The organism is Streptomyces sp. NPDC017979, from assembly GCF_044328175.1.
In the GTDB taxonomy this organism is placed as follows: Bacteria; Actinomycetota; Actinomycetes; order Streptomycetales; family Streptomycetaceae; genus Streptomyces.
In genome coordinates, this window is the sequence record NZ_JBIRGU010000011.1 from 70,681 (window position 1) to 92,068 (window position 21,388).

18 protein-coding genes are annotated in these 21,388 nt (G+C 73.0%); 4 read left to right on the plus strand and 14 right to left on the minus strand.

Features of this window, described 5'->3' with window-relative positions; all coding sequences use genetic code 11:
- Positions 1 to 73: 73 nt before the first annotated feature.
- From ACH4E8_RS25645 to ACH4E8_RS25675, 7 genes are all read right to left on the minus strand, one after another.
- On the minus strand, positions 74 to 871 hold the full coding sequence (locus ACH4E8_RS25645) for an ABC transporter ATP-binding protein (protein ID WP_398452085.1): 798 nt from the start codon (positions 869 to 871) through the stop codon (positions 74 to 76).
- Entirely contained in the window at positions 868 to 1,668 is an 801-nt protein-coding gene (locus tag ACH4E8_RS25650) for an ATP-binding cassette domain-containing protein (RefSeq protein ID WP_398452088.1), read from the minus strand. The genes ACH4E8_RS25645 and ACH4E8_RS25650 overlap by 4 nt, the downstream gene beginning before the upstream one ends.
- On the minus strand, positions 1,665 to 2,528 hold the full coding sequence (locus ACH4E8_RS25655; RefSeq protein ID WP_398452091.1) for an ABC transporter permease: 864 nt from the start codon (positions 2,526 to 2,528) through the stop codon (positions 1,665 to 1,667). The genes ACH4E8_RS25650 and ACH4E8_RS25655 overlap by 4 nt, the downstream gene beginning before the upstream one ends.
- Complete coding sequence (locus ACH4E8_RS25660) at positions 2,525 to 3,490, minus strand: ABC transporter permease (RefSeq protein WP_398452094.1); 966 nt, start codon at positions 3,488 to 3,490, stop codon at positions 2,525 to 2,527. The genes ACH4E8_RS25655 and ACH4E8_RS25660 overlap by 4 nt, the downstream gene beginning before the upstream one ends.
- Positions 3,490 to 5,061, minus strand: coding sequence for an ABC transporter substrate-binding protein (locus tag ACH4E8_RS25665; protein ID WP_398452097.1), 1,572 nt, complete (start codon positions 5,059 to 5,061; stop codon positions 3,490 to 3,492). Before ACH4E8_RS25665 ends, ACH4E8_RS25660 begins: the two co-directional genes overlap by 1 nt.
- Before the next feature lie 60 nt (positions 5,062 to 5,121).
- Positions 5,122 to 5,862 (minus strand): DUF1684 domain-containing protein, encoded by a 741-nt coding sequence (locus tag ACH4E8_RS25670; protein ID WP_398452100.1) that lies wholly within the window; start codon positions 5,860 to 5,862, stop codon positions 5,122 to 5,124.
- 221 nt (positions 5,863 to 6,083) lie between these two features.
- Positions 6,084 to 7,028 carry a LysR family transcriptional regulator gene (locus tag ACH4E8_RS25675; protein ID WP_398452103.1) on the minus strand — a complete coding sequence of 315 codons (945 nt, stop codon included), beginning with the start codon at positions 7,026 to 7,028 and terminating at the stop codon, positions 6,084 to 6,086.
- A 70-nt stretch (positions 7,029 to 7,098) separates the two neighbouring features.
- Between ACH4E8_RS25675 and ACH4E8_RS25680 the strand changes: the two genes are divergently transcribed.
- Positions 7,099 to 8,244: a C4-dicarboxylate ABC transporter gene (locus ACH4E8_RS25680; RefSeq protein WP_398452106.1), complete on the plus strand. Its 1,146-nt coding sequence runs from the start codon at positions 7,099 to 7,101 to the stop codon at positions 8,242 to 8,244.
- Here ACH4E8_RS25680 and ACH4E8_RS25685 read toward each other — a convergent pair.
- The 4 genes from ACH4E8_RS25685 to ACH4E8_RS25700 all read right to left on the minus strand — a co-directional run bounded on the left by ACH4E8_RS25685 (position 8,171) and on the right by ACH4E8_RS25700 (position 12,569).
- Complete coding sequence (locus ACH4E8_RS25685) at positions 8,171 to 8,887, minus strand: helical backbone metal receptor (RefSeq protein ID WP_398452109.1); 717 nt, start codon at positions 8,885 to 8,887, stop codon at positions 8,171 to 8,173. The genes ACH4E8_RS25680 and ACH4E8_RS25685 overlap by 74 nt on opposite strands.
- A 4-nt stretch (positions 8,888 to 8,891) precedes the next feature.
- Positions 8,892 to 9,476: a helix-turn-helix domain-containing protein gene (locus tag ACH4E8_RS25690; RefSeq protein WP_398452112.1), complete on the minus strand. Its 585-nt coding sequence runs from the start codon at positions 9,474 to 9,476 to the stop codon at positions 8,892 to 8,894.
- A gap of 140 nt (positions 9,477 to 9,616) precedes the next feature.
- Positions 9,617 to 11,428: an ABC transporter permease/substrate binding protein gene (locus tag ACH4E8_RS25695; protein ID WP_398452115.1), complete on the minus strand. Its 1,812-nt coding sequence runs from the start codon at positions 11,426 to 11,428 to the stop codon at positions 9,617 to 9,619.
- Entirely contained in the window at positions 11,421 to 12,569 is a 1,149-nt protein-coding gene (locus ACH4E8_RS25700) for a glycine betaine/L-proline ABC transporter ATP-binding protein (RefSeq protein WP_398452118.1), read from the minus strand. The genes ACH4E8_RS25695 and ACH4E8_RS25700 overlap by 8 nt, the downstream gene beginning before the upstream one ends.
- A gap of 281 nt (positions 12,570 to 12,850) precedes the next feature.
- Here ACH4E8_RS25700 and ACH4E8_RS25705 point away from each other — a divergent pair, with 281 nt between their 5' ends.
- Together ACH4E8_RS25705 and ACH4E8_RS25710 are read left to right on the plus strand one after the other, a co-directional pair.
- Positions 12,851 to 13,756: a 5'-3' exonuclease H3TH domain-containing protein gene (locus ACH4E8_RS25705; RefSeq protein ID WP_398452558.1), complete on the plus strand. Its 906-nt coding sequence runs from the start codon at positions 12,851 to 12,853 to the stop codon at positions 13,754 to 13,756.
- A gap of 119 nt (positions 13,757 to 13,875) precedes the next feature.
- Positions 13,876 to 14,742: a siderophore-interacting protein gene (locus ACH4E8_RS25710; protein WP_398452121.1), complete on the plus strand. Its 867-nt coding sequence runs from the start codon at positions 13,876 to 13,878 to the stop codon at positions 14,740 to 14,742.
- A 367-nt stretch (positions 14,743 to 15,109) separates the two neighbouring features.
- Here the strand turns inward: ACH4E8_RS25710 and ACH4E8_RS25715 are convergent, their stop codons facing one another.
- Entirely contained in the window at positions 15,110 to 15,778 is a 669-nt protein-coding gene (locus ACH4E8_RS25715) for a MerR family transcriptional regulator (RefSeq protein ID WP_398452124.1), read from the minus strand.
- 212 nt (positions 15,779 to 15,990) lie between these two features.
- On the opposite strand from ACH4E8_RS25715, the gene ACH4E8_RS25720 reads away from it, so the two are divergent.
- Positions 15,991 to 17,364, plus strand: a complete 1,374-nt coding sequence (locus ACH4E8_RS25720) for a cryptochrome/photolyase family protein (RefSeq protein WP_398452127.1) — start codon at positions 15,991 to 15,993, stop codon at positions 17,362 to 17,364.
- Between the two features lie 25 nt (positions 17,365 to 17,389).
- On the opposite strand, the gene ACH4E8_RS25725 is transcribed toward ACH4E8_RS25720, so the two are convergent.
- Positions 17,390 to 20,218 carry a DEAD/DEAH box helicase gene (locus ACH4E8_RS25725; protein ID WP_398452130.1) on the minus strand — a complete coding sequence of 943 codons (2,829 nt, stop codon included), beginning with the start codon at positions 20,216 to 20,218 and terminating at the stop codon, positions 17,390 to 17,392.
- A gap of 121 nt (positions 20,219 to 20,339) precedes the next feature.
- Positions 20,340 to 21,242, minus strand: coding sequence for a diacylglycerol kinase (locus ACH4E8_RS25730; RefSeq protein ID WP_398452133.1), 903 nt, complete (start codon positions 21,240 to 21,242; stop codon positions 20,340 to 20,342).
- Between the last annotated feature and the right edge of the window lie 146 nt (positions 21,243 to 21,388).

The window sequence follows — 21,388 nt, forward strand, 5'->3', positions numbered from 1 at the left end:
GCGCCCCTGGACCCACGACCGGGCCGCGGCCGCCACAGCGCAGCTCGCCGCACGGCGAAGCCGCGCGGGCCGGTTAGCCCCGGCTCGGGGGGAGCTTGGGGACGCTGGATATCAGGCGGCGGGTGTAGGGGTGGGTGGGCGCGCCCAGGACCGCGGGGGTGGGGGCGTCCTCCACCACGCGGCCCTTTTCCAGGACCGCCGTGCGGTCGCAGAGCGCGGCGACCACGGAGAGGTCGTGCGAGACCATCACCAGGGACAGGCCGCGCTCCTCGCGCAACTCGTGGAGGAGGTCCACGACCTTGACCCGCGTCGTCACGTCCAGCGCGCTGACGGGCTCGTCGGCCAGCAGCACCCGCGGATCGCAGACCGTGGCGCGGGCGATCGCGATCCGCTGGCGCTGGCCGCCGGAGAACTCGTGCGGGTAGCGCTCCGCCGCGTCCGCCGGCAGCCCGACCGCGGTCAGCGCCGCGGCCACCTTGGGCCCGGCCGTGCTGCGGGTGTCCAGGCCGAGGGAGCGCAGCGGTTCGGCGACGGTGTGCCCGATGCGTCGACGGGGGTCGAGCGAGGAGTACGGGTCCTGGAAGACGCACTGCACGCTGCGCCGGAAGCGCCGCATCAACGCGCGGTCACCGAGCCGCAGTTCCGCGCCGTCGAAGCGGACCGTGCCATCGGTCGGCCTGGCCAGTCCCAGCAGCAGGCGCAGGAGCGTGGTCTTGCCCGTGCCGGACTCGCCGACCAGGGCGAGGCTCTCGCCGGCGCCGACGGACAGGGAGACGTCCGCGACGACCGGGGCACTGCTCCCCCGGTACGCGTACGAGACGCCGTCCAGGGCCAGCAGGGGCGCCGCGGCGACGGCTTCGGTGGTCGTCACGGGGTCCTCCGTCGGTCCAGGGCGTCCTCCAACTGGCGTGCGCTGTCGACCAGCGCCGCGGTGTACGGGTCGCGGGGCGCGTGCACGATCTCGTCCGCGGTGCCCTCTTCGACGGCGCGGCCGTCCTTGAGGACCAGGATCCGCTGCACGGTGCGGGCCACCACCGCGAGGTCGTGGCTGACGAAGAGGAGGGCCATCTCCCGCTCCCGCACCAGTTCGTCGAGGAGGTCGAGCAGTTCGGACTGGACGGTGACGTCGAGCGCGGTGGTGGGTTCGTCGGCGATGAGGAGTCGGGGCTCGCAGGCCAGGGCCATGGCGAGGGCGACGCGTTGGCGCTGGCCGCCGGAGATCTCGTGCGGGAAGGCGCGGGCGAGGCGCTCGGGGTCGGGCAGGTGCACCTGGGTGAGGGCGTCGGAGACGGCCCGGCCGAGCGCTGCGCCCTTCAGGCCGCGGTGGCGGGCGAGCGGGCCGGCGATCTGGCGTCCCACGCGCATCAGGGGGTCGAGCGCCGTCAGCGGCTCCTGGAAGACGATCGCGGCCTGCCGGCCCCGCAGCGGCGTCAGTCGCTTCTCGGGGGCGCCCACGACCTGGGTGCCGGCCAGTTCGACGCTGCCGGTGGCGGTCATTCCGTCGGGCAGCAGGCCGAGCGCGGCGAGCGAGGTCAGGGACTTGCCCGAGCCGGACTCGCCGATGAGGCCGAGGCGTTCGCCGGCACCGACGTTCAGCGTCAGGCCGTCGACCAGCGTGCGTCCGCCGGCCGTGCGGATGACCAGGTCGCGGATGGCGAGGATGCTCATGCGTGCCTTTCGCGGGTGGTCGGGTCGAGGGTGTCGCGCAGTCCGTCGGCGATCAGGTTGACGCCGATGACGAGGACGACCAGGAGGATGCCGGGGGCGAGGGCGGCGGCCGGCGCGTTGGTGAAGGTGGCCTGTGCCTCCAGCAGCATCCGGCCCCAGGACGCGTTGGGCGGCGGCGCGCCCAGGCCCAGGTAGGACAGGCCGGCCTCGGCCAGGACCGCGAGCCCGAACTGGAGGGCCAGGTTCACCGCGAGGGTGGGCCAGATGTTCGGCAGCACGTGTCCGGCCACGATCCGCGGCCAGGACGTGCCGGAGGTGCGGGCCGCGGTGACGTAGTCCTGTGCGAGCACGCGTTTGACCAGGATCCGCACCAGCCTGGCCACCACCGCGCTCTGCGCGAGCCCGATCGCGAGGACCGCGGAGCCGAGGGTGCCGGAGCGGGCGGCGACGACGAGCATCGCGAGCAGCAGGGTGGGGAACGCGATGAGGATGTCGAGGAACGCGGAGAGCGTGTCGTCCAGCCAGCCCTGGGCGAACGCGGCCAGGGTCCCGAGCAGCACGCCGAGGGTGGCGGCGATCAGGACGGATCCCAGGCCCGCCTGGACGGCGATCTTGGCGCCGTTCATCACCTGGGTGAGCAGGTCCCGGCCGAGCTTGTCGGTGCCGAGGAGGTGGTCGGCACCGGGCGCGGCGAGCCGGCCGCCGGAGGTGTCGTCGGTGGCGTACGGCAGCCAGAAGACGGACACCAGCGCGAGCAGGGCGATCGCGCCGGCCAGGACGCAGCCGGCGACGAGGGTGTACGAGCGGCGGGTCCGGCGCCGCTCGGCGGCGGGCGCCGCCGTGGCCTGGGCGGTCGTCACTTGGGGCCTCCCGACAGTCCGGCGCGCAGCCGCGGGTCGACGATCCGCTGCACGAGGTCGGCGGCGAAGCCGATCAGCAGCACCGCGAGGGTGGAGACGAACAGCACGCCCTGGATGACGGGGTAGTCGTGCTGGCTGATGCCGGTGGTGAGCAGGGAGCCGAGCCCGGGCAGGGCGAAGACGGACTCCACGACCACGGCGCCCAGCAGGGTGGAGGCGAGTTCGATGCCGAGGACGGAGATGACGGGGACGGAGGCGTTGCGCAGCCCGTGTCGCCACATCGCGCCGCCGAAGGACGACCCGAGGGCGCGGGCGGTGCGCAGGTAGTCGCTGCCGAGGACGTCGAGGGTGGCGGAGCGGACGTACCGGATCAGGGACGCGCTCATCACCAGGGCGATGGTGAGCACCGGGAGGACCAGGGAGCGGACCGCTTCGGCGGGCTCGGCCCAGCCGTCGGGCGGGAAGCCGCCGGCGGGGAACCAGCGCGCGTTCACCGCGAGCACCACGACCAGGATCATGCCGAGCCAGAACACCGGGATGGCGATGCCCAGTTGGGAGACCCAGTTGAGCAGGGCGCCGTACCAGGTGTGCCGCTTGTGCGCGGCGACGAAGCCGGCGGGCACCGCGATGAGGACGGCGAGCACGAACGCGGCCAGGGTGAGCGGGACGGTCACCTCCAGCCGGGTCGTGACCTCGGGCCCCACCGGCAGCGAGCTGACGAAGGAGGTCCCGAGGTCCCCGCTGGCCAACTGGCCCACCCAGTGCACGAACTGCTCCGGCAGCGGCCGGTCGGAGCCGATCGCCTCCCGGGCGGCGGCGATCTGCTCGTCGGTGGCGCCGACGGAGGTGAGCGCGTTCGCCGGGTCGCCCGGGAGCATCCGCAGCAGCACGAAGAGCACCACGCTCGCCAGCGCCAGGGACACCAGCAGGAAGGCGAAGCGCCGCAGGACGTAGCGCGCCATCAGCCCTTCTTGATGTCGTAGGCGTAGAACTGCGAGTTCAGACCGTTGAGGGGGTAGCCGGAGAGCCGGTTGTTGGCGACCACGATCTGCGGGTAGAGGTAGAGCCAGTCGCTGGCCGCGTCCTCGGCGGTCTTGCGGTTGACCTTCTTCAGCAGTTCGGTCTGCTCGGCGGGGGTGGAGGACTGCTCGGCCTGCTCGACCCAGGCGGTGACCTGCGGGTCGTCGTAGCCCCAGTAGAAGTCCGGGTTGCCGTACCAGACCAGGTCGCGGTCGTTGACGTGCTCCTGGAGCGTGGCCTGGAAGTCCCGGTTCTTGTAGACCTTGGTGTACCACTCGTCCGACGTGATCGTGTTGATCTTGACGGTGATGCCGACCTTGGCGAGCTGGGAGGTGATGAAGGTGGCGGCCGTGGGGTGCGGGTCGTAGTTGGGGGTGTCGAGGGTGAGGCTGAAGCCCTTGGGGTAACCGGCCTCGGCCAGCAGCTCCTTGGCCCGCTCGGGGTCGTGCGCGTCGATCGCGGTGAGGTCCTCGTACCACGGGTCGGTGGGCGGGACCATGGAGCCGATGAGCTTGCCGTGGCCGCCCCAGACGGACTCCAGCAGCTTCTTGTCGTCGATGGCGTACGACACCGCCTGGCGGACCCGGACGTCGTCGAAGGGCTTGGCGCGGTCGTTGAAGGCGAGCAGCAGCTTGGTGGTGGAGTTGCCCTCGTTGACCTTGTAGTTCTGGTTGTTCTTGAACTGGCCCAGGGCGTCCGGGGACTGCTCGCTGGTGACCACGTCGACGGCGTTGGTCAGCAGGGCGTTGTTGAGCGCGGTGGCGTCCTTGAAGTAGCGGAAGACGACCTTCTTGTTGGCGGCTGCCTCGCCCCAGTAGCGGTCGAAGCGGTCCAGGCTCAGGGCCGAGCCGCGGGACCACTTGTCGAGCCGGTAGGGGCCGGTGCCGTCCTCGCGCTGCTTGAGGTCCTTGGCGTCCGCGTTGACGATCCACACGTAGGTCAGGTTGTAGACGAACGAGATCGACTTCTTCGAGAGCGTGACCTGCACGGTGCGCGGGTCGGGGGTCGCGATCGTCTTGATGACGGAGAGGTTCTTCTTGCGCGCCGACTGGGAGTCGGGGGCGAGCACCCGCTCCAGGCTGTGCTTGACGTCCGCGCTGGTGAGCTGCTTGCCGCTGTGGAAGGTGACGCCGTCGTGGAGGGTGAAGGTGTACGTCAGGCCGTCCGGGCTGACCTGGTGGGACTTGGCGAGCAGCGGTTCGACCTTGCCGGCGTCGGTGAGCTTGAACAGCCCCTCGTAGACGTTGCCGTGCAGGGCTTCGGTGACGCCCTGCCCACCGCCGCCCGTGTTGTCGAGGTTCTGCGGCTCGTAGAGGGAGCCGATGTTCACGGTGGCGTTCGGGTCGTGCTTGCCGCCGGCGGAGGAGGAGCCGTTCGAACCGCCGCCGCAGGCGGTGAGGGTGAGGGCCAGGACGGCGGCGGACGCGGTCGCGATGAGGGTCGACGCCCGGAGCTTCCTGGTGCTCGGCTGCTGGGCGTTCGGCTTCGCGGGGTTCAGCTTCTTGGTGCTCATGACAGAAGGGTGCGCTTTCGTGCTGCGGCTTTCGAGGGTGCCGGGAGGGAGCCGGGGGGATCAGTGCTGTGCGGGGACGCCGCCGCGGAAGACGGGACGCTTCTCACCGGCCGTGACGGGCAGGTGGAGGCGGTTCTGCCGCGGCGGCATCGGACAGTTGTACTGATCGGAGAATCCGCAGGGCGGCACGAAGGCCCGGTTGAAGTCGAGGCGCACGGCGCCCTCGCCGGTGCGGGTCACGAAGAGGAAGCGGCCGGCGCCGTACGTGCTGTCGCCGTTGGTCGGGTCGCCGAAGACCAGCAGCAGGACGCCGTCGTCGTCGAAGGCGCTCAGGACGTAGTCCCGGCCGTCGACGGTCAGGGAGATGTCCCCCGGCACGACGAGGTCGCGGGTGCCGCCGTTGTCCCGGATGTGCTCGAAGGCGAGCTTCCGGGCGCCGGGGACGGGGGTGTACTCGGCGTCCACCACCCACGCCGGGTCGTACGGGAAGACGTCGGTGCGCTCGAAGTCGCGGAGCGCGGGCGCGTTCGCGTCCCAGAAGCGCAGCCCGTGCTCCGGCTCACCGCTGGCCAGGTCGGTGCGCTCGACGGTGGTGACCGTGACGCCCTCGGGGGCGGCGGCGCGGAGGGCCGCGAGGTCGGGGCGCTCGCCGGCGGGCAGCCAACGCGTCTCCACCAGGGCCAGGTTCCCGGTCGCCGAGGTGACGCTCCGCCGGCGCTCGGCGCACCACGCCTCCCACTCCCCCACGGGGTCGGGGGTCGGGTGCGCGGGAACGGCGGGACGGGACACGGCGACACTCATTCGCATAGACGGTTCGACGGGACGTTCAACGACCTTCACCCCCAAACGGCACGAGGCGTGAAGTTCAACCCAAAGCCTGATCTTTATCTGCCATAAGTCGAACTAATGTCAAGTGATGACAGATGGCGAGACGGGGTGCAGAAGGGGCGGCGGGGCGACGTCCTTGCCCGCCGGGTCGCCGCCTTCCGGCCGCTCCCCGCTCAACACCCCATGCCCTGCGGCTACTTGCGCCCCGGCGCCCGACGGGCGGCAGCGGCGAGGGCGAGCAGGTCACGGCCGGCGCCCACCGGCTTCTGAGACCGTCGCCACACCGCGCGCAGCACCCGCTCCAGTCCGACGTCCGCGACGGGGACCTCCACCAGTCGACGGGAGCCCAGCTCCTCCGTCACCGCCAGCTCGCTCAGGACCGCCGGTCCGGCGCCGCTGACCGCGGACGCCTTCACCGCGGTGGTCGACGCCAGTTCCAGCAGCGGCGCGGACAGCCCGCCGTACCGGGCGAGCGCGGAGTCCAGGACCTGACGGGTGCCGGAGCCCTCCTCGCGCAGCACCAGCCGGGCGCCCGCCAGTTCGGTCGCGGCAACGGGGGTGCGCCGCCGGGTCCACGGGTGACCGGGCGCAACGACGACCACCAGCCGGTCCCGGGCGACCGGCGTCCCGTCCAGCCCGCCGGGGACCCGCAGCCCCTCCACGAAGCCGAGGTCGGCCTCGCCCGCGAGCAACCGCTCGGCGACCGCTGCCGAGTTGCCGGCGAAGAGCGAGACGGCCACCTCCGGCCGCCTGGCGCGCAGCGCCACCAGCCAGCTCGGGAGCAGGTACTCGGCGATCGTCATGGACGCGGCGATCCGCAGCCGGGAGTCCCGGTGCGTGCGCAGGGCCTGCGCACCCGCGTCGAACGCCTCCGCCGCCTCCACGATCCGGCGCGCCCAGTCCGTGACGAGGACGCCGGCCGGGGTCAGCCGGGAGCCGCGCGGCGAGCGGTCCACCAGGGCCACCCCGAGCTGTCGCTCCATCGAGCGCAGCCGGCCGCTCGCGGCGGGCTGGCTGATGCCGAGCTCCCGGGCGGCCCGGCCCAGGCTGCCGTGGCGGGCGACCGCGAGCAGCAGCTCCAGGGCGCCGAGGTCCGGCACCCGGTGTGCGAGCGGTGCCCGCTGCTCCCCGTCACTCATCAGTCCAGCTTATGAGGTCATAGGGGGAACGGCCCTGGTGGGGGCGGTGGCCCGGGACGACAGTGGGGGCATGGCCACCGCTGCACCCCCGTCCCCCGCCCGCACCAGGCCCGGTCCCGTACGGTCCACGGCACGGCTGCCGGGGCTGCGCCACGTCGGGCCGCAGTGGTACGCCGCCGTCATGGGCACCGCGATCGTGGCGAGCGCGGGCGCCGCACTCCCGCTGCCCGCCGCCGCCCGGCCCGTCCTCGTCGCCGTGTGGACGGTGTCCGCCCTGCTCCTGCTGGCCGTGGCGAGCGCCCGCGCCGGGCACTGGCTGCACCACCGCGACCAGGCGCGGGCACACCTGCTCGACCCGGCCGTCGCCCCCTTCTACGGCTGTGCCGCGATGGCGCCGCTGGCGGTGGCCGCGGGCGCGCTGTCGGTGGGCCGCGACGTCCTCGGCTCCGCCGCCGTCCCCGTCGCCGCCGCGCTGTTCGCGGTGGGCTCCGCGCTCGCGGTGACGGTCGCCGTGGCCGTGCCGTACCTGCTGGTGGTACGCCACCGTCCGGCGCCGGGGACCGCGACGCCCGTGTGGCTGCTGCCGCTGGTCGCACCGATGGTGGCGGCCGCCGTCGGGCCCCTGCTGGCGCTGCACCTGCCCGACGGGGAGGGGCGGCGGACGCTGCTGGCGGCGAGCCTCGGACTGTTCGGCATGAGCCTGTTGGCCACGCTGGTCCTGGTGCCGCTGGTGTTCGCCCGGCTGGTGCACCACGGCCCGCTGCCGCTCGCGCTCACGCCGTCCCTGTTCCTGGTGCTGGGGCCGCTGGGGCAGTCCACGACGGCCGCCGGCCACCTGGCGGGAGCTGCGCAGGTGCCGTACGGGGACGCGCTCGCGGTGCTGTACGGCGTCCCGGTGCTGGGCTTCGCCCTGATGTGGCTGGCGCTGGCGGGCGCGATGGTGGTGCGGGCCGTCCGGCGCGGGCTGCCGTTCACGCTGTCCTGGTGGGCCTTCACCTTCCCCGTCGGCACCTGTGTGACCGGGGCAGCGGGCCTGGCGCACGGCACGGACCTGAGCGCCTTCGCGGCGGTCGCGGCGGTGCTGTACGCGCTGCTGGTGACGGCGTGGGCGGTGACCGCGTTCCGTACCGTACGCGCGGTGCTCAGCGGAGCGCTGCTGCGAGCGCCGCGCCCAGCACCCGGGGCGCCGTCGCCAACGACGGCCCGTACCACGTGAGGTGCCGGCCGCTGACGAGCGCGGCGGGCAGACCGGGGAACGCCTCCGGCCCGTCGGTCGCGGTGAAGCGGTACGGCTCGTCGGGCAGGACCACCAGGTCGGCGCCGCGGTCGCGCAACTCCTCCAGGGGCACCCGGGGGTAGCGCTCGGCGTGGTCCGCGTAGGCGTTCGTCACGCCCAGCCGCGCCAGTACGTCGCCGGCGAAGGTGTCCCGGCCGAGCACCATCCAGGGGAGCCGCCACACGGGCACGACGGCGCTCGCGCCGCCCGCGGGCGGCAGGTCGGCCCACGCCTGCTCGGCCTCGTCCAGCCAGCGGGGCCGGGTGAGACCGCACCCCGTCACCAGGACCCGGTGCAGCTCCGTGAACGCCTGCGGCAGCCCGCGCACCTCGGTGACCAGGACCTCCGCGCCCGCGGCCCGCAGCCGTTCCAGGTCGACCGGCCGGTTCTCCTCCTCGTTGGCGATCACCAGGTCCGGGCGCAGCCCGAGCACGGCGGCGGTGTCGGGGTTCTTGGTGCCCCCGATCCGCGCCACGTCGAGGTCGGCGGGGTGGGAACACCAGTCGGTGGCCCCGACGAGGAGTCCGGGGGCAGTGGCCGCGACCGCCTCGGTCAGCGAGGGCACCAGGGAGACCACCCGCACGGGATCAGACCTCGGGGGGCGTTTCGATGTGCTCCGCGACCGTGACGACCAGGACGCGGGTCTCGTCGCCGCTGGCCCGCCAGCGGTGCCGTACGCCGCCGGACAGGAACAGGGTGTCACCGCGGCCGAGGTGGTGGGCGCGGCCTTCGGCCTCCACCTCGACGGAGCCGTCGGCGACGTACATCAACTCGTCGTTGCGGTGCTGGAACTCGCCCTCGGTGTCGTGCTCGCCGCGGAACTCCAGCGCCTCCAGTTGGTGCCGGCCGTGCACCAGGCGGCGGGCGTGCGGCACGGCCGCCGCGTCGGCCGGCTCGGCGCGCACCACCGTGACCGTGCGGGCCGCGTCGGAGGCGGCGATCAACTTGCCCGCGGTGGTCTCCAGGGCTTCGGCCACCCGTTGGAGCGAGCGCCGGCTGGGGCGCGCCCGGTCGTTCTCGATCTGGCTGAGGAAGGGCACGGACAGTCCGGAGCGCTCGGCGACCGAGGCCAGCGTCAGATCGAGGGTCCGGCGCCGCCGGCGCACGGCCGCGCCCACCCGAAGACGCTCGGTCTCCTTCGGGTCCTTGCCGTCCTTGCCGTCAGCGTCCATCCGCCGGGCTCCCCTTCCTGCGTTCTGTACAACCTTACGCAGCTTCGGGCGCGACCACCTCTGCGTTGAGCGCCAAAGACGGCCGGGACGGCCCCGCCACTGGCGGGAACCGTCCCGTTGCACTGGGTGATCGTGCCCCGTCAGCGGGGCACCGGCACCGTCTTGTCCACGAAGTCCGGGTTCTCCTTGAGCCAGTTCCGGACGGCCTCCTGCTCCTTGCCCTTGCCGGTCTCCTGGATCTCCGCCTCCAGGTCGGTGAGCTGCTTCTCGGTCATCTTGAAGTCCTTCAGCCACTTCCCGACCTCGGGGTGGTCCTTCGTCAGGCCCTTGCGCGCCAGGGTGTGCACCCCGTCGCCCGCGCCCCAGGTGCCCTTGGGGTCTTCGAGCTTCTTGAGGTCGTAGTTGCTGTAGGCCCAGTGCGGCGACCAGAGGGTGACCACGACGGGCTCCTTCTTGGCGATCGCCCGCTTCAGCTCGGCGAGCATGCCGGGCGTGGAGCCGTCGACGACCTCGTACTCGCCCTCAAGGCCGTACTCCTTGAGCACCTTGTCCTTGAGCAGGCCCATCATGCCGGCGCTGGGCTCGATGCCGATGATGCGGCCCTTGAACTTCCCGGACTGGCCCTTGAGGTCGTCGAGGGAGTCGATGCCGTCGACGTAGGAGGGGACCGTCAGCTCCAGGGAGGTGGGGCCGTACCAGGAGCCCATGTCCTCCAGCTTGTCGCCGTACTTCTTCCAGTACGAGGCGTGGGTCACCGGCAGCCAGGAGTCGGTCTGGAAGTCGATCTGGCCGTTCGCCAACCCGGTGTAGAGAGCGCCGGTCTCCAATTGCTTGGCGTCGACCTCGTAACCGCGCTGCTCCAGCATCTCCTTCCACAGGAAGGTGGAGGCGATGGCCTCGTCCCAGGGGATGTAGCCCATGGTGAGCTTCTCGCCCTTGCCGACGTCGTTGGCGCCGCCGCGACCGGACGCGGTGGCCGAGTCGGAGCTGCCGAAGATCGACATGCCGCCGGCGACCAGCGCGAGGACCACGACGCCGACGACGGCGACGGACGCCTGCGGGCGGTGCTGCCACAGCTTCGGGCCGCCGGCCAGCGCCTTCGCCTTGGCCAGGGCGCGCCGACCGAGCGGCGAGACCTGTCGGCCCAGCTCGCCGGTCATCCGGTCCAGGTACATGGCGAGGATGACGATGGAGATGCCGGCCTCGAAGCCGAGCCCGATGTCCACGTTGCCGATGGCGCTGTAGACCGCGCCGCCGAGCCCGCCGCCGCCGACCATGCCGGCGATGACGACCATGGACAAGCCCAGCATGATGACCTGGTTGACGCCGGCCATGATGGTGGGCAGCGCCAGCGGGAGCTGGACGCGGACCAGGGTGTCGCGGGGCGGGGTGCCGAACGCCTCGGCGGCCTCCACCAGTTCCTCGTCCACCTGACGGATGCCGAGTTCGGTCATCCGCACGCCGGGCGGCAGGGCGAAGACGATGGTGGCGATGATGCCGGGGACGACGCCGACGCCGAAGAAGATGATGCCGGGGATCAGATAGACCATGGCGGGCATGGTCTGCATGAAGTCCAGCACGGGCCTGGTCACCGCGCTCACGGCGCTGGAGCGCGACGCCCAGATGCCCAGCGGCACGGCGATGGCCAGGGTCACCACGGTGGCGACGAGCACCAGGGAGAGCGTGGACATCGCTTCGTCCCACAGCTCGATCGAGTCGATCAGCGCGAAGCCGACGAAGGCGAGGCCGCCGGCGAGCAGCCCGCGCAGCCACCAGGCGACGACCGCGAGGATCCCCGCGAAGAGCAGGGGGTGCGGTGCGGAGAGCGCGGCGTCGATGCCGTCGTACATCCCGGTGACGACGGCGCTGATCGCGTCGAAGAGCCAGGTCAGATTGGACTGGAGCCAGTCGACGGAGCTGTCGACCCACTCGCCGAGGGGCAGCCTAGGCACCGGCCACCGCCTCGGCCGCGTCCTTGCGGGGAGCCGTCGAAGCGGCGGCGACCGTTGCCGTGTCGTCGCCCGGCTTCATGGGCTCGCCGAGCACGGCCAGCAGCCGGGCCCTCGGCACCACCCCGATCAGCTCGCCCCGCTCGCAGGTGACCGCGACGGCCACCCCGCTGGTCGAGCAGGGCGTGAACAGCTCCGCGATCGGGGTGTCCGCCTTGACGACCGCGGGGGCCGCGGCGATGACGTCCGCCGGGGTCCGCAGTTCCTTGCCGCCTTCGCCGGTGCTCGGGTAGGCCGACTCCGGGTCGGCCATGATCGCGCCCGCGGTCAGCACCCGGGTGCGGTCCACGTCCTGGGTGAAGGAGGCGACGTAGTCGTTGGCCGGGGTGACGAGGATGTCCTCGGCGGTGCCGAGCTGGACGATCCGGCCGTCCCGCATCACCGCGATCCGATCGCCGAGCCGCATGGCCTCGTTGAGGTCGTGGGTGATGAAGACGATCGTCTTCTTCAGCGTCTTCTGGAGTTCCAGGAGCTGGTCCTGCATGTCCCGGCGGATCAGCGGGTCGAGCGCGCTGAAGGACTCGTCCATCAGCAGCAGGTCGGCGTCGGTGGCGAGCGCGCGGGCGAGGCCGACGCGCTGCTGCATGCCGCCGGACAGCTCGTCGGGCCAGGACTGCTCCCAGCCCGCGAGGCCGGCGAGGGCCAGCGCCTCGGTGGCGCGCTGCTCCCGCTCCGCGCGCGGCACGCCCTGGACCTCCAGGCCGTACGCGGCGTTGTCGAGCACGCTGCGATGGGGGAACAGCGCGAAGTGCTGGAAGACCATGCTGATCTTGCGCGAGCGCACCGCCCGCAACTCACGGGGGCTGAGGGCGGTCAGGTCCTGACCGTCGAAGAGGACGCGTCCGGCAGTGGGTTCCAGCAGTCCGTTGAGCATGCGCAACAGCGTGGACTTACCGGACCCAGACAGGCCCATCACGACGAAGATCTGCCCGGGATCGACGGCGAACGAGGCGTCGATCACCGCCGCCGTCGTGCCGTCGGCGCGCAGCTCGTCGCGGTCGACGCCGCTTTCGAGTCGCCGGACCGCCTCGTCGGGTCGTCTGCCGAACACCTTGTACAGATGCTCCGCCTGGAGCCTGGACACATACACCTCGCGGGTTGAAACGGAACGGCCCGCCGCCCCCATAGCCGGCGTGCCGTGGAGCGCAGCGGGTTCCGCCCGCTCCCGGTGCGCCTTCGCAGGCACACCGGGATCGGCTCCGGCGGCGCGCCTGCCCCCGGCCTGTAGCGCCAAACGCAACAGTGACCCACGTCACGCAACAACGGCCGGTCGCCCGGGTGCGGAGGGGCCCCGGCCGCGGGCCCGCGGGCTGCCGGGCGCTGTCGGTGGCGTGCGGCACAATCCGGGGTGTGACGCGACGCCTGATGCTCCTCGACACCGCTTCCCTGTACTTCCGCGCCTACTTCGGCGTCCCCGACTCCGTCCGCGCCCCCGACGGCACCCCGGTGAACGCCGTGCGCGGGCTGCTCGACTTCATCGCCCGGCTCGTCCAGGACCACCGGCCGGACGACCTGGTCGCCTGCTGGGACGACGACTGGCGTCCGCACTGGCGGGTGGAGCTGATCCCCTCGTACAAGGCGCACCGCGTCGCGCAGGAGAGCGAGCAGGGGCCGGACGAGGAGGAGACCCCGGACACCCTGTCGCCGCAGGTCCCGGTGATCGTGGACGTGCTGGCGGCGCTCGGCATCGCCCGCGTCGGCGCGCCGGGGTACGAGGCGGACGACGTGATCGGCACGCTCACCGCGCGGGCGAGCGGCCCGGTCGACATCGTCACGGGCGACCGCGACCTGTTCCAGTTGGTCGACGACGCCCGGCAGCGGCGTGTGCTGTACCCGCTCAAGGGCGTCGGCACGCTCCAGACGACGGACGAGGCGTGGCTGCGCGAGAAGTACGGCGTGGACGGCCCGGGGTACGCGGACCTGGCACTGCTGCGCGGCGACCCGAGCGACGGCCTGCCGGGCGTGCCGGGCATCGGCGAGAAGACCGCGGCCAAATTGCTGGCGACCTTCGGGGACCTGGCGGGGATCATGGCCGCGGTCGACGACCCGGGGGCGAAGCTGACCCCCGCGCAGCGCCGGCGCCTGTACGAGGCGAGGGATTACCTGGCGGTCGCGCCGAAGGTCGTCCGGGTCGCGGCGGACGCGCCGCTGCCGGAGTTCGACGCGGCGCTGCCGACCGAGCCGCGGGACCCGGCCGCGCTGGAGGAGCTGGCGGCGCGTTGGGGGCTCGGCGGGTCGCTCCAGCGACTGCTGGCCGTGCTCCCCCGCTGACCTGCCGCGCCCGCGCCCCGCGTCCCGCGGCCGCGGCCGGAGGGCCTGGAGCTGACGCCACCCGACCGAGGTGTTAACTTAGGCAAGCCTAAGTAATTATCCGAGCCTGGGAGAGCGCCGTGGCAGAACGACCGGTCCGTACGTCACCGACGTGCCGTGAAGCCCACGTGGTCCGCACCGAACGACTCACCCCGCACATGACGCGGGTCGTCCTCGGCGGCGCCGGGCTGGCCGGGTTCCGCCTCGACGGCTACACCGACCACTACGTGAAGCTGGTCTTCCCCCAGCCCGGAGTGGACTATCCGCAGCCGTTCGACATGGACCGCATCCGGGCCGAGCTCCCGCGCTCCGAGTGGCCGGCGAACCGTACGTACACCGTGCGGGAGTGGGACCCCGAGGCCCTGGAGATGGTGATCGACTTCGTCGTCCACGGCGACGAGGGGCTGGCCGGGCCGTGGGCGCAGCGCGCCGAGGCGGGCGAGCCGATGTGGATCCTCGGCCCCGGCGGCGGTTACGCCCCGGAGCCGGCCGCGGACTGGCACCTCCTGGTGGGCGACGAGAGCGCGCTCCCGGCGATCGCCGCGTCCCTGGAGCGGATGCCGGACGACGCCGTGGTGCACGCCTTCGTGGAGATCGAGGAGGCGGCCGACGAGGTGGCGCTGGACCTGCCGAAGGGCGTGTCGGTGCAGTGGCTGCACCGCGCCGGCCGCCCGGTCGGCGAGGCGCTGGTGGCGGCCGTGCGGGAGCTGGAGTTCCCCGCGGGCCGGGTGTCCGCGTTCGTGCACGGCGAGGCCGCCTGCGTGAAGGAACTGCGACGCCACCTGCGACTGGAGCGCGAGGTACCGCGCGAGGACCTGCACATCTCCGGCTACTGGCGCCAGGGCCAGTCGGACGAGGCGTGGCGCGCGGTGAAGCGCGCGTGGAACGAGCAGGTGGAGCGCGAGCAGGAATCCGCACCCCAGCCCTCACAGGAACGCGCCGCGTAACCGCCTGCCCTCTCAGCTCCCCCTCGGCCCCTCCGCGTCCGCCAACGACCAACGCACCTACAGGAAGACGGCGCGGGACCTCGGGGGCGCGAGGAACTGCGCGACCAGCAACAGCCGGACCGCACCGGTCACACCTCCCGCAGGGAAACGGCGAGGGACCTTGGGGGCGCGGAGAACTGCGCGACCAGCCGCATACGGGCCGCAGAGACCAACGCCCCGTATGACCACGGCGAGCACGTCAGGCGCGCTGGGGGTCCCCAGGCCCTCTGGGGCCGAGGGGTGGAACTCCGCGAACAACCACCCACCGGCCGCCAGACACCGACGCACCCGCAGGGACGCCCAGCGCCCCGCGTCGCGCTGACGGGACCTACCCGTCTCGCGACGCGCCCTCCCCGCCCCCCGGCCGATCCGCCCCGTACCGCCGGGCCGACTGGTCCGTCTGCGCCATCTGCCGCAGCGCGTCCAAGATCGCGTCCCCCAACACGGTCCCCACCACCACGCCCTGCACCAGGACGTCACGGCTCGTGCGGCCCGCGACGAACTCCAGGTCCGCCCGCGCCACCTGCTCCGCGGCGTCCGCGTACACCTCCAGCATCTGCCCGAAGTCGCCGTGCCCCAGGCGCTCCATCGAGGCCAGCGCGCTGGCGAGCAGTTCGGCGCCCGGCCCGTCGCGCGCCACCCGCCAGCCGCGCCGACGGATCAGTTCGTCGACCTCGCGTACCGCCCTGTCCCGGGCGCCGTCGTCCTCCTGTTGGACCGGGCGGGTCACCAGCAGGTCGGAGGCGACCCCGAGGACGTGGTGCACCGGCTCGGCCGGGTCGTCGACAGCGTCGAGGATCTCGGCGATCGCGGCGATCCTCAGCCCGCCCACGTCGAGGAGGGCTCGGATCAGCCGTAGTCTGCGCAGGTGTTCGTCGCCGTACGCGGCCTGGTTGGGGCTGGTCAACTCGCCGGCCGGGAGCAGCCCTTCCCGCAGGTAGTACTTGATCGTCGGCACCGGCACCCCGGTGCGCCGGCTCAACTCACCGATCCGCACGGCCGCTCACCACTTCCTCTCCGCCTCACCGATGCACCCATCATAGATAGCTCCGCTACCTATCGAGGCTGCGACCACGGCCGGCGGAAATCCACCGATCGACCGGGCCGAACTGATACGTCTGAGACCCGCCCGCACACCTTCCTCGCACACCTCCCCGCACGCCTTCCCACCTCCCCGCCCGCACTCAGCCCTCCCCCGGAAGGACGGCGATGACCGTCTCCGTCATGCTCTTCACCTCCGACCTGCGCGTCCACGACCAGCCCGCGCTGTCCGCGGCCGCCCGGGCCGCCGACGCGGTGGTGCCGCTCTTCGTGGTCGACCCGGGGGTGCACGAGGCCGGCTTCGACGCGCCCAACCGCCGCGCCTTCCTCGCGGATTGCCTCACCTCGCTCGACGAGCAGTTGCGCGAGCGCGGCGGACGACTGGTGGTGCGCGCCGGTGACGTCGTCGAGCAGGTCTGCCGGGTCGTCACAGCGACGGGAGCGGACGCGGTCCACCTCGCCGCGGGCGTCAGTGCGTACGCCGCTCGCCGCGAGGACCGGCTGCGCACCGCCCTCGCACCGCTCGGATGCGCCCTGCACGTGCACGACGGGGTGGTCACGGTGCTGCCCCCGGGGCGGGTCACCCCCGCCGCCCGCGACCACTTCGCCGTCTTCACCCCGTACTTCCGCCGCTGGGAGGCGACCGGGCACCGGAAGGTGCTGGGTGCGCCCAGGACCGTACGGGTGCCCGAAGGGGCGTCCGGCGATCCGCTGCCCCGGCGCGCCGCGGTGGACGGGGTCTCCCCCGGGCTCGCGCCGGGCGGGGAGCACGAGGGGCGCCGGCAGGTGCGGCGCTGGCTGGCGCGGGCGGACACCGGCATCGACGCGTACGAGCGGCGCCACGACGACCTCGCGGGCGACGCCACCTCCCGGCTCTCCCCGCATCTGCACTTCGGCACCCTCTCGGCGACCGAGCTGGTCGAGCGCGCCGGGACCAAGGGCGGCCCGGGCGCCGGGGCGTTCGTCCGGCAGTTGGCCTGGCGGGACTTCCACCACCAGGTCCTCGCGGCCCGTCCGCTGGCGGCCCGCGCCGACTACCGCGACCGGGGCGACCGTTGGCGCACCGCCGAGGAGGAGGTCGCCGCCTGGAAGGAGGGGCGCACGGGCTGCCCCGTGGTCGACGCCGGGATGCGCCAGCTACGCCACGAGGGCTGGATGCACAACCGCGCCCGGCTGCTGACGGCCAGCTACCTCGCCAAGACGCTGTACGTGGACTGGCGCGTGGGGGCCGCCCACTTCCTGGACCTGCTCGTCGACGGGGACGTGGCGAACAACCAGCTGAACTGGCAGTGGGTGGCGGGCACCGGCACCGACACCAGGCCGAACCGGATCCTCAACCCCGTCGCGCAGGCCCGCCGCTTCGACCCGGACGGCTCCTACGTCCACCGGTGGGTGCCCGAACTCGCCGCGCTGCCGGCCCCGCGCGTCCACGACCCCGCGTCCTGGAGCCTGGCCGAGCGGGACCTCGTCGACTACCCGGCCCCGCTCGTCGACCTGGCCGAGGCCAGGGCCCGCTTCGAGGCCGCCCGCAAGCCGCGCTGAAGCGCAGGCGGGCGGCCCCGGCGGATCAGCCGACCGAGCTGTACGCCACGACGCCCCGCAGCATCGCGTCCACCGCCCGGCGCGCGGCCTTGGCCACGGTGCCGTGATCGCGGGGGGCCGCCGCTGCGATCTGCCCGAGGACGTCGATCACCTGCTTCGACCAGCGGACGAAGTCGCCCGCGGGCATCTCGGTCTCCCGCAGCACCTCGTCGAGGGACTTGTCCGAGGCCCATTGGTACGCCGCCCAGGCGAAGCCGAGGTCCGGCTCGCGCTGGCCCACGCCCTCCGCCTGGCTGATCTTGAAGCTCTCCTCCAGCGCGTCGAGCCGGCCCCAGATGCGGACCATGTCGCCGAGCGCGGCCTTCGCCGCGCCGCCGGGGACCTTGGGCGCGACCGCGTCGTCCGACTGGCGGGACTCGAAGACCAGCGCGGAGGCGCACGCCGCCAACTCGGCCGGGCTCAGCCCCTCCCACACCCCGTCCCGCAGGCACTCGCTGGCCAGCAGGTCGAGTTCGCCGTAGAGCCGGGCGAGCCGGCGGCCGTGCGGAGTGACCTCGTCCTCGCGCAGGTAGTCCAACTCGGTGAGCAGCGCGACGATCTGGTCGAAGGTGCGCGCGATGGTGTTCGTGCGCCCCTCGATGCGGCGCTCCAACTGGCGGGTGTCGCGCCGGAGTCGGTAGTAGCGCTCGGCCCAGCGGGCGTGGTCCTCGCGCTCGTCGCAGCCGTGACAGGGGTGGGCGCGCAGCGCCGCCCGCAGCCGGTTGATCTCCTGGTCGTCCGCGGCGGCCGAACGCTGCTTGCGATGGCGCTCGGGCACGATGTGGCCGGCCTTGGTGCGCAGCGCGGACGCCAGGTCACGGCGCGACTGCGGCGAACGCGGATTGAACGACTTGGGGATGCGCATCCGCTCCAACGGCTCCACCGGCACCGGGAAGTCGATCGCGGCGAGCCGCTTGACCTGCCGCTCCGCGGTGAGGACCAGCGGACGGGGCCCGTCGTGCTGCTCGAAGCCGCGGTGTCCGTTGCTCCGGCCGGCCGGGATGCCCGGGTCCAACACCAGGGCGAGGCCCGCGGACTTGCCCGTCGGCACGTGGATGACGTCACCGGGCCGCAGCCGCTCCAGCGCCACGGCGGCAGCCGCCCGGCGCTGGGCCGCGCCCTGCTTGGCCAGCTCCGTCTCCCGGTCCTTCAGGTCGCGGCGGAGCCGCGCGTACTCCTCGAAGTCGCCGAGGTGGCAGGTCATGCCCTCGCGGTAGCCCTCGAGTCCCGCTTCGTTCTTCTGGACCTGGCGGGAGATGCCGACCACCGAGCGGTCCGCCTGGAACTGCGCGAACGAGGTCTCCAGCAGCTCGCGCGAACGGTGCCGGCCGAACTGCTCGACCAGGTTGACGGCCATGTTGTACGACGGCTTGAAGCTGGAGCGCAGCGGATACGTGCGCGTGCCCGCGAGGCCGGCGAGCTCGGCCGGGTCCATGCCGCGCTGCCACAGCACGACCGCGTGGCCCTCGACGTCGATCCCGCGCCGGCCGGCGCGACCGGTGAGCTGGGTGTACTCGCCGGGGGTGATGTCGGCGTGCTGCTCGCCGTTCCACTTCACCAGCTTCTCCAGGACCACCGAGCGCGCGGGCATGTTGATGCCGAGCGCCAGGGTCTCGGTGGCGAAGACCGCCTTCACCAGGCCGCGGACGAACAGCTCCTCCACGACCTCCTTGAAGGTCGGCAGCATGCCGGCGTGGTGGGCGGCGATGCCGCGCTCCAGGCCCTCCAGCCACTCGTAGTACCCGAGGACGTTCAGGTCCTCGGTGGGGATGGCGGCGGTGCGCGCCTCCACGATCTCGCGGACCTGGAGGCGGGCCGAGTCGTCGTTCAGCCGCAGTCCCGAGTACAGGCACTGCTGGACGGCGGCCTCGCAGCCGGCGCGGCTGAAGATGAAGGTGATGGCGGGGAGCAGGCCCATCGCGTCGAGCCGGTCGATCACCTCGGGGCGGCCCGGGGTCCAGATCCGGTTGCGGCCGCGGCGCTCCCGCTCGCGGTCCGCCTCGCGCATCGTCCTGCCGCGGCGGCGGTCGCGGGCCTGGTAGGAGCGCTGGCTCTCCATCCGGGACAGCCGGACGAGGTCGGGGTTGACCTCGCGGCGGGCGGTGCCCCGGCCGCCGTGGTCGGTGGTCTCCTCGAAGAGGTCGTAGATCCGGCGGCCGGCCATCACGTGCTGCCACAGCGGCACGGGCCGGTGCTCGGAGACGATCACCGCGGTGTCGCCGCGCACGGTGTCCAGCCAGTCGCCGAACTCCTCCGCGTTCGACACGGTGGCGCTGAGCGAGACCAGGGTCACCGACTCGGGGAGGTGGATGATCACTTCCTCCCACACGGCGCCGCGGAACCGGTCGGAGAGGTAGTGGACCTCGTCCATGACCACGTAGCCGAGGCCGCGCAGCGACTGGGAGCCGGCGTACAGCATGTTCCGCAGCACCTCGGTGGTCATCACGACCACGGGCGCTTCGGAGTTGACGCTGTTGTCGCCGGTCAGCAGGCCGACCTTGTCGGCGCCGTACCGCTTGACGAGGTCGGTGTACTTCTGGTTCGACAGCGCCTTGATCGGGGTGGTGTAGAAGCACTTGCGGCCCTGCTGGAGGGCGAGGTGGACGGCGAACTCGCCCACGATCGTCTTCCCGGAGCCGGTGGGAGCGGCGACGAGCACGCCGCGCCCGGCCTCCAGGGCCTGACACGCCTCGATCTGGAAGGGGTCCAGGCCGAAGTCGTACAACTCGCGGAAGGGAGCCAGCGCGGTGGCCTGCTCGGCGGCGCGGACGCGGGCGGCAGCATAGCGCTCGGCGGGAGAGAGGTCCTCGGTCATCTTGTACGTGAGCCTACCCGGCAGGTACGACAGTCAGCGCGGTCTTATCGCAGAACCGGTTGCCCTGGGCACCCTTCCCGGAGCGGCTTCACGGTCCGTGCGGGTGCCCTCACCCCCGCGGTCAGCCGGGCACGGGCGGTGCGAGCACCCGGACCGCCCCGGGCACGCACTCGACGGTCAGCGGCAGCGGCCCCAGCCGCTCGCCGTCCGCGTACGCGTTGATCCCCTCGGCCTCCAGCGCGACCGCACGGACCCGGTGCACGGTGACCAGCGGGTGGCTGAGGTGGCTGCCCCGGTACACCCGCGGGAAGACCCGCAGCAGCGTGGTCCGACTGCACGCGCCGACCACGGTCACGTCCAACAGCCCGTCCTGCTGGGAGGCGCCGGCGCAGATCCGCATGCCGCCGCCGTAGCTCTCGCCGTTGCCCACCGCGACGAGGACGGCCTCGACCTCCTCGACCGTCCCGCCGTCGAGGGTGAGGCGGTACGGGATGGGCCGCAGGGCCGCGAGCTCGGCGACGAGCGCCACGTCGTAGGTGAACCGGCCGGCGATGCGCCCCATGCGGTTGCCGCGGTCGTTCACCCTGGAGTCGAAGCCGGACGCGAGCACGGTGCCGTACCACCGCTCGCCCACCCGCCCCAGGTCGACGTGGCGCGCCGCCCCGCTCTTCAGGACGTCCGCGACGAGCCGGCCGGCGGCGGCGGGGTCCCGTACGGGCAGGCCGAGGGAGCGGGCGAAGTCGTTGCCGGTGCCGACGGCGATCACGCCGAGCGGGGTCGCGGTGCCGGCGACGGCCTGGAGGGCGAGCGACGTCATGCCGTCGCCGCCGACGGCTATCAGCGCCCCGGTGCCGCGGGCGACGGCCTCCTTGGCCCTGCGCAGCGCGTCGGGGGCGTCCTCGCCGAGGACCGTGCGCACCGAGAACCCGGCGTCGCGCAGCGCCCTGGCGGCGGGCTGGGCGGCGCGGGCGCCGCGCCCGCGGCCCGCCGTGGGGTTGACGAAGAGGGTGATCTCGCTGGTCACCCGCGTGACGTTACTGCACGGTCAGGACCGGGTGGAACGGCTGCGCGTGATGGCCGGGCGGGGCGCCGGCGCACATGACGCCGCGCCCGGCCCCGGCGGTGTTCCGGGGTCCGGGCGCGGTGCCATCGGATCTCGCTCGGCCCTCG

Bases quoted from the DNA above. Each gene is read 5' to 3' on its own strand.
- ACH4E8_RS25650 (WP_398452088.1), bottom strand. From the start codon at position 1,668: ATGAGCATCCTCGCCATCCGCGACCTGGTCATCCGCACGGCCGGCGGA.
- ACH4E8_RS25660 (WP_398452094.1), bottom strand. From the start codon at position 3,490: ATGGCGCGCTACGTCCTGCGGCGCTTCGCCTTCCTGCTGGTGTCCCTG.
- ACH4E8_RS25665 (WP_398452097.1), bottom strand. From the start codon at position 5,061: ATGAGCACCAAGAAGCTGAACCCCGCGAAGCCGAACGCCCAGCAGCCG.
- ACH4E8_RS25670 (WP_398452100.1), bottom strand. From the start codon at position 5,862: ATGAGTGTCGCCGTGTCCCGTCCCGCCGTTCCCGCGCACCCGACCCCC.
- ACH4E8_RS25675 (WP_398452103.1), bottom strand. From the start codon at position 7,028: ATGAGTGACGGGGAGCAGCGGGCACCGCTCGCACACCGGGTGCCGGAC.
- ACH4E8_RS25680 (WP_398452106.1), top strand. From the start codon at position 7,099: ATGGCCACCGCTGCACCCCCGTCCCCCGCCCGCACCAGGCCCGGTCCC.
- ACH4E8_RS25690 (WP_398452112.1), bottom strand. From the start codon at position 9,476: ATGGACGCTGACGGCAAGGACGGCAAGGACCCGAAGGAGACCGAGCGT.
- ACH4E8_RS25705 (WP_398452558.1), top strand. From the start codon at position 12,851: ATGCTCCTCGACACCGCTTCCCTGTACTTCCGCGCCTACTTCGGCGTC.
- ACH4E8_RS25720 (WP_398452127.1), top strand. From the start codon at position 15,991: ATGACCGTCTCCGTCATGCTCTTCACCTCCGACCTGCGCGTCCACGAC.
- ACH4E8_RS25725 (WP_398452130.1), bottom strand. From the start codon at position 20,218: ATGACCGAGGACCTCTCTCCCGCCGAGCGCTATGCTGCCGCCCGCGTC.